The following is a 6,499-nucleotide window of genomic DNA, read 5'->3' on the forward strand; positions in this document are numbered from 1 at the left end:
GAAGGGATAGAACTCATGCGGTCACCCTGAGGTTGGCGAGGTCTGCGATTTATGTGCAGGCTTAGCCTGCGGTCGTTTCGCCATGATACGCGCCAGGCGTTCTAGGGCCAGTTCGAGCCGCTCAACCAAGCCTTCCAACAATAAGCGGCGGTCGGCGGGTACATCTCCATGGACCTTAATCGCCTCCTCCAACTGTTTACCGGCTCCGCGAATACCCTGGGGTGGCCGCCCATTGGCGCTCTCTTCAAATCCGCTCGCCAGCGTGCCTAATAAGTGACGATGCGCTTCGCGGATGCGCGGATGCGGTGCATCATCCAGCCGATCACGCAGACGCAGGGTGGCGATGCCAACGTCCAGCCCGGTTAGGCCAAGAATAAACAGGTGGCGCTGGTCTTCAGGCAACATATCGTCGTGCTGTGCCAACTGCAAAAGCCGATCTGCCATATGGCCGCTGAAGCGTGTTTCGGCGTCGCGAATCGAGCGTTGGCTTAGCTTATGGATATCGGTGGAAATCGCGTTTATCAAACGCCGCCGCCTAAGTCGGGTACCCAGCCCTGGCAGCAGGCGAAAGCCCATCACCACACAGCTTAGCCCAATCACCACGGCGACGACCCGGTTGGCGAAGCTATCGAACGAGAAGTCCATGCCGTTGCCCGGCATGGTGAGCAGAATATTGAAGATAGTAAACGCTAGGCAATAGCCCATGATGGCTGGGTTGGTAGCACCCAATAGCCCCAAAAAAAGTGGTGCACCAAATAGCATCGCGAGCATTGGAAAACCATTGGCCTGGGAGAGCAGCACATGGCCAAACAGAAAGGCACTGGGAATCGCCGCCAGCATGCCCTTATAAAACATCATGGTGATGGCGAGGGGATTATCCCGGCTGGCGAAGAAGGCCGAAAACAGCGTACCCAGCATCATCGCGATCATGGCGCTCTGCCAGGCGGTGACGATCCAGAAAATCGCCAGTAGCGAAAATACCAGCCCAGAGCGGATGGCGTTAATACCGGCGGCGAGGTGATCGCGGTGCCAGGCTAGCGGCGATGAGCGCAGCTTATGGCGCTCTGGCGAGGCAATCGCCTCCCGGGCATCGAGCATGACCATGGCGTGGCCAATTGACTCGCGTAGGCCTAAGCGTAGGCGTCGGTCGAGCGGTGCTAAGGTGCTTTCTTCTTCGCTTTCATGAACTCGGTGGCGCAGCATCTGGAGGGCTTTTCTGGCCTCAACGACCCCTTTAACGTGTTCAGCATCGCGTAAGCCTTTTGCGATCTGACCCGCGAGTCCGATACTTTGTGGGGCGAGCCGGTCGGCGTGGTCGTGGATTAATTGGTGAAGTGCCTGCAGGTTGGCGAAAAAGCGCAGCGTGCTGTGAGTTAGCAGTAGATATGGCACAACGGCCTAATGTGGGACTATAAACAACAAATAGGGATAAGCTGGGATAAGAGACGAAATTTAGCGCCGTAGATTCAGAGGGTTACAAACACAAGGCCAGTATATAGCGCCAGCAGATTAGACACCAGCAGTGCCAAAGGCGCGCAAATTGAGAAAAAGGCCGTTCCTACGTGGAGCGGCCTTTTTTGTTGGATGTTTGGCACAGCCTCACAACCACCCAGCAGCCCACACGGCGCGCCCGACGATCTCCAGTTCATTCAGGCGATCGCGTGGTACAACGACCTCGCGGTATTCCTTGTTGGTGCTGATGATGCTCACGCCGTCGAAGTTACGCTGTAAGCGCTTAGCGTAGAGATGTCCATCCAGCCGCAAGATATAAATACCTTCACCCTCTATCGCCGTGCGCGTGTGGTCGATCAACACCGTGTCACCGCTGTGCAGTATCGGCTCCATGCTATCGCCATCAATGCGGATCGCTGAAAGGTGGTCCGGCGTTAGCCCCTGCTTGCGCAGTGAGTAGCGCGTAAAGCTGATATGCGTAAGCACCCGGCACCCTTCATTCCAAGCACCATCGCCCGCGCTGCACTGGGCGTCATACAGCGGCACAAAGGCGTAATCCTCCATGCCAAGCACTTCCGTATTTGGAATCGAATCACTTTTGCCGAGTTGCATAGAGCCTTCGCCTGTAGCGACCCAATCTAAAGACACTCCCGCGCCTTGAGCCAAGCGAGCAATGCTATCAAGCGCTGGGATCGAGTCTCCCGCCAACCATCTATGGAAAGTGGACAAAGCCACTCCAGCGGTCTGCGCAGCTTTCTTACGCCCACCCATCAACTCAGAAATTTCCGAAATTCGAGTTCCGATTCCTTTATCGGGATTCGGAACTGAGGTTTCAGCTTTTTCTTTCAGTTCCGATTCTTCGTAAGGCATTGATTTAGACCCATAATTCCTCATAAGGATGTAAATATCCGTATAAGAGAGAAAAAGAACTCCATAAAAGGATTGAACAGTTCCGAATATGGAGTTATGTTTATGGGGAAAGACAGGTTAGACACCCCAAAAAACGCCACCGAGGTGACGCCATGAACAACGAAATTCCTATCAATCCTTCCCAGCGCTGGGAGTGGCTGAAATACCAACTCCGCAGCCAGGGTTGCAGCTTGCGCAAGCTTAGCGATGAGCTGGGCGTCACCGGCAACGCCGTACAAATGGCGAAGTACACCCCTTACCCACGCATGGAACGCGCTATCGCCAAAAAGCTTGGGCTGACCCCGCAAGTTATTTGGCCAGAGCGTTGGAACCAAGACGGCACCCCGTGCCGTGAACGTCCTAATCGCGCAGAGACGCTATCAACAAAGCTTAAAACTGCAAAAGCGCAAAACTGCTTATACGACAAGGATAGCGGTTCTAACGCGTCTACGCATCGTCAAATGGTGCGGGAGGCTTAGTCATGAGGCGCGTCAAAGATACCCAAACGCTAGACATCTTCGAGGTGCCCGAGCCGGTGGTACCGATGCCAGGTAGCGGCAACTATGCCGCCCAGGTCAGCGAGCTTGTCGGCATCGTCATGAAAGACTGCCCCGTCGACCGCTACGAAGTCGCCGCGCAGATGAGCCGCCTTTCCGGTGATGACGTTTCTAAGCACATGTTGGATGCCTGGAGTTCGCCAGCGCGTAGCGATCACAACATCCCTTTCTATCGCATTCCGCTGTTGGAAGAAGTCTGCCAAAGCCACGTCTTTACCGACTGGATCGTTCATCTGCGTGGCGGCCGTGTCGCCTATGGTCGTGAGGCGCTGGCTGCCGAGTACGGGAAGCTCGCGCGTGTTCAAGAGCGCGTGAATGCGGATCTACGCAAGCTGAAAAAGCTGATGGGAGAAGACCAGTGAGCCAACAACCAGAGAACCCCACCGCATGGTGGCGCAGCAACCAGCCCGCCCGCCACACCCTGCGCCGTGAAGATGGCAGCAAAGTGGTGCTTAGCGAAAGTGACCTGGACGCCATGATGCAACGTTGGGATCAGGTTGTGCGTGAGATGGAATCTGCGTCAGCGGAACAGCGGCAGGAAGTGGCGCGCTACTGGGATCGCGCCGTGAATGAGATGGGAGTACAGCAATGAGAACGTCATCCATGTTGAGCACTGAAACGATAGAAAAAGCCCGCGCCTTAATTGACAAGGCAATAGCTGAAGGTCAATCGGCTGAAGAGTTCAAGAATGCTTTTGCAGAGCTTATGGGTAATCAAGCTGCACATGAGAAGGGTAAAGAATCCGTTATTGATGAAGAGCACCAGCTGCGTATTCAAGTTGCTGAAGCGGCAATTCAGGGCATCAAGGCCGCTGTAGTAAATGGAGAACTTCCAGAAGACATAAATGAGTTGGTCATTCTGGAAGCCCTTCTGCTGACCATGCAGATGCTGGGCGGCCCACAAGCGACCGCCACAGTTATTCGCTACTCCTTCGATATTTTCGCGGCTAAGTGATCATGAACCTTATCGAATATCTCAAGTGGATCGGACGTAGGTTGGGTTCCACGGGCCTTATGAAAATTAGCCAAGTGACTGTGTTTATTTTCCAGCAAGGCAACGGTGAACGTCATAGCCAACTTGGCAATTTCGATATCGCTTTGGTCTTTCATGGGCGTTCCTCTAAGGGTGATTTGGGTTTGGGTTGCACCGCCCAATCTACCGCAGAGGGCAACGCCCGCCTATTCCAGCGGGGGCGTGTATGAACTGGTACTCCGCTAAAGAACTGGCCGGGCTACCAGGCATGCCCGGAACCGAGCGGGGCGTTAAAAAAGCTGCTGACCGCCAAGGCTGGGAAGGCCAGCCGCGCCTAGGCAGCAAAGCGATGGAATACGCCTTCGCCGTTCTCCCCACCGAAACCCAAAACGCTCTGCTGTTGGCACAGGCGGATAACGCCGACCCCACGCCTGCCAGCACCGTGGCACCGCAGCCGGAAGAGCAGCGCCCAGGCCAGCAGCAGTTAACCGACGCCCAGCGCCAAGTGATGAGTGCCCGCGTAGCGTTCGTGCGTGAGATAGAACGCATGAGCCGCATGGTCAGCCAGCAGCGCGCCATCGAAACGTTAGTCGCCCACGCGAAAGCGGACGATCTAACGCCTTACCTCAAGCAACTCGTGGTGCTTGCCAATGACCGTAAGACGGCCACCCGCAACCTGAGCGAACGCACGCTGAAGCGCTGGATCGCCGACTTCAAAAAGCACGGCGAACGCGGCCTGGCTCCCAAACGCCGCCAGGCCGATATGAGCATGCCGCCTTGGGCCGGTGACTTTCTCAAACGGTACCAACGCCCGCAGAAGCCTTCGGTCGAAGCGGCCTACCAGTTGTTGGTCGAGCAGACCCAGCCGCCGCATCCGTCTATCCACCAGGTGCGCCGCTGGCTTGCCAAGCTCAGCCCTGAAGCACGGGAGCGCGGCCGCATGGGCGCGCATGAGTTGAAGGCGCTACAGCCCTTTAAAAGACGTAAGACAGATGAGCTATGGCCCAACGATGTGTGGGTGGCGGATGGCCACACCTTCGATGCTGAGGTCATCAACCCGCTGACCGGCCAAGCCTTCCGGCCCGAAATCACGCTGATCATTGACTGGGCCACGCGCCGCATCGTCGGCTTTGCTTTGAACCTGGCCGAATCGACCCTGGCCACGCTGGATGCGCTGCGCGATGCCGTCAGCCGCGCGGGCATGTTCAACCTGTTTTACGTCGACAACGGCAGCGGCTTCGACAACGCCAATGTTTATGAAGTCGTCGACCGCCTGGGCGGCACCATCACCCACTCGCTGCCCTACAACTCACAGGCACGCGGCGTGATCGAGCGCCCCCACAAATCCATTCTGGTGAAGCTCGCCAAAACCATGGACAGCTACATCGGGGCGGACATGGATAAAGAGGCCGCCACGAAAGCGCATAAGTTGAGCCGCCGCGATATTAAGCAAGGGTTAAAACCCAAGCTAATCCCGACCTTTCAAGAGTTCTTCGACCGGCTCAACGACGCCCTGGACGTATACAACCACCGCCCGCACTCAGGGCTGCCCAAATTGCGCGACCTGGAGAGCGGCAGGCTACGCCACCAAAGCCCCATGGAAGCCTGGAAAAGTGCCGAGGCGGAAGGCTTCGAAGCGCTCACCGCGCCTTCAGATGTCGTCGCCTCCCTCATGCGCCCACAAGAAGTGCGCAAAACCAACCGTGGCGAGGTTCGCATCAACGGCGGCCTGTACTTCCTGGATACCCTGCGTGATTTCCACGGCGAAGAGATCCGCGTGGCATGGGACTACCGCGATACCGGAAGCGTCGGCGTTTACACCCTTGAAGGCGAGCATATCGGCGATGCCCTGATAGACGGCAACGCCACCCCTGCGATGCCCGCCAGCATGATCCAGCGCGCCGCCGAGAAGCGTGAAAAAGGCCAGCTCAACCGCCTGGCGCAGAAAGCCAAAACCATTACCGGCAGCGATGTCGAGATACGCGCAATTACCCCCGCCGCCAGCGTTTCGGATGAAAAACAGGCCGCCGCAGGCCGCGCCTACGCCAAGCGGTTAGCGGATGAAGGCACACGCTTTCAGATACCCCAAAACAAGATGGAGCGTTATCGGCTCTGGAAAAAGCTGGATGGACAGTTACAGCAAGGAGAGGAAGTGCCAGAAGCGGCTCGCGACTGGCACGAACGTTACAAGAATCACAATGATTTGAAAGCCATCGCCAAAGTGATGGATGCAGAAGTGGATGCGGGTGGGCGGCAACCCACCCGCAACCGCCGGGCCGTCTAAACCACGGCCCATGACACCCCAACCTTGAGTAAGGAAGCACTATGAGCGTCAACACTATTGTACCACTGACGAACGTCGGCCTACTTGCCGCCGCCGTTGAAAGCGCCGCCAACCGCCCACCGGAATTGCCCGGCCTGGTGGTCATGTATGGCCCCAGCGGCTACGGCAAAAGCCTGGCCGCTGCTTATGCGGCCAACCTGCACCGCGCCTACTACGTCGAGTGCCGTGAAAGCTGGACGAAAAAGGCGTTCGTTGTCGCTGTGCTGCGCGAGATGGGCATCATCCCCATGAAGACGCTCAGCGAGATGGTCGACCAGATCGCCGA

The 6,499-nt window shown here is 57.0% G+C and carries 8 protein-coding genes and 1 pseudogene; 7 read left to right on the plus strand and 2 right to left on the minus strand.

Annotated elements, in window-relative coordinates; all coding sequences use genetic code 11:
• Positions 1–21: 21 nt before the first annotated feature.
• Both M8006_RS16085 and M8006_RS16090 read right to left on the minus strand, forming a co-directional pair.
• The gene (locus tag M8006_RS16085; RefSeq protein ID WP_250083971.1) at positions 22–1,392 is read right to left on the minus strand and encodes an FUSC family protein; all 1,371 of its coding nucleotides are present in this window, start codon (positions 1,390–1,392) and stop codon (positions 22–24) included.
• Positions 1,393–1,599: 207 nt separating this feature from the next.
• Positions 1,600–2,346, minus strand: a complete 747-nt coding sequence (locus M8006_RS16090; RefSeq protein ID WP_347709776.1) for a LexA family transcriptional regulator — start codon at positions 2,344–2,346, stop codon at positions 1,600–1,602.
• Between the two features lie 128 nt (positions 2,347–2,474).
• On the opposite strand from M8006_RS16090, the gene M8006_RS16095 reads away from it, so the two are divergent.
• The 7 genes and pseudogenes from M8006_RS16095 to M8006_RS16125 form a co-directional block, all read left to right on the plus strand.
• Positions 2,475–2,840 carry a helix-turn-helix domain-containing protein gene (locus M8006_RS16095; RefSeq protein WP_250083976.1) on the plus strand — a complete coding sequence of 122 codons (366 nt, stop codon included), beginning with the start codon at positions 2,475–2,477 and terminating at the stop codon, positions 2,838–2,840.
• A gap of 2 nt (positions 2,841–2,842) precedes the next feature.
• Positions 2,843–3,280, plus strand: a complete 438-nt coding sequence (locus M8006_RS16100) for a hypothetical protein (RefSeq protein ID WP_250083977.1) — start codon at positions 2,843–2,845, stop codon at positions 3,278–3,280.
• Positions 3,277–3,510, plus strand: coding sequence for a hypothetical protein (locus tag M8006_RS16105; RefSeq protein ID WP_250083980.1), 234 nt, complete (start codon positions 3,277–3,279; stop codon positions 3,508–3,510). The genes M8006_RS16100 and M8006_RS16105 overlap by 4 nt, the downstream gene beginning before the upstream one ends.
• A gap of 11 nt (positions 3,511–3,521) precedes the next feature.
• Positions 3,522–3,872 (plus strand): hypothetical protein, encoded by a 351-nt coding sequence (locus M8006_RS16110; protein ID WP_250083982.1) that lies wholly within the window; start codon positions 3,522–3,524, stop codon positions 3,870–3,872.
• Positions 3,873–3,931: 59 nt separating this feature from the next.
• Positions 3,932–4,120, plus strand: coding sequence for a hypothetical protein (locus M8006_RS16115; protein WP_250083984.1), 189 nt, complete (start codon positions 3,932–3,934; stop codon positions 4,118–4,120).
• The gene (locus M8006_RS16120) at positions 4,117–6,174 is read left to right on the plus strand and encodes a DNA-binding protein (protein WP_250083986.1); all 2,058 of its coding nucleotides are present in this window, start codon (positions 4,117–4,119) and stop codon (positions 6,172–6,174) included. Before M8006_RS16115 ends, M8006_RS16120 begins: the two co-directional genes overlap by 4 nt.
• A gap of 41 nt (positions 6,175–6,215) precedes the next feature.
• Positions 6,216–6,499, plus strand: a pseudogene (locus M8006_RS16125) (AAA family ATPase); the annotation flags it as partial.

The organism is Halomonas llamarensis, from assembly GCF_023555005.1.
Lineage (GTDB): Bacteria > Pseudomonadota > Gammaproteobacteria > Pseudomonadales > Halomonadaceae > Vreelandella > Vreelandella llamarensis.

Coding starts and splice junctions, on each gene's coding strand:
- M8006_RS16120 (WP_250083986.1), top strand. CDS start 4,117: ATGAACTGGTACTCCGCTAAAGAACTGGCCGGGCTACCAGGCATGCCC.
- M8006_RS16090 (WP_347709776.1), bottom strand. CDS start 2,346: ATGAGGAATTATGGGTCTAAATCAATGCCTTACGAAGAATCGGAACTG.
- M8006_RS16100 (WP_250083977.1), top strand. CDS start 2,843: ATGAGGCGCGTCAAAGATACCCAAACGCTAGACATCTTCGAGGTGCCC.
- M8006_RS16115 (WP_250083984.1), top strand. CDS start 3,932: ATGAAAATTAGCCAAGTGACTGTGTTTATTTTCCAGCAAGGCAACGGT.
- M8006_RS16095 (WP_250083976.1), top strand. CDS start 2,475: ATGAACAACGAAATTCCTATCAATCCTTCCCAGCGCTGGGAGTGGCTG.
- M8006_RS16110 (WP_250083982.1), top strand. CDS start 3,522: ATGTTGAGCACTGAAACGATAGAAAAAGCCCGCGCCTTAATTGACAAG.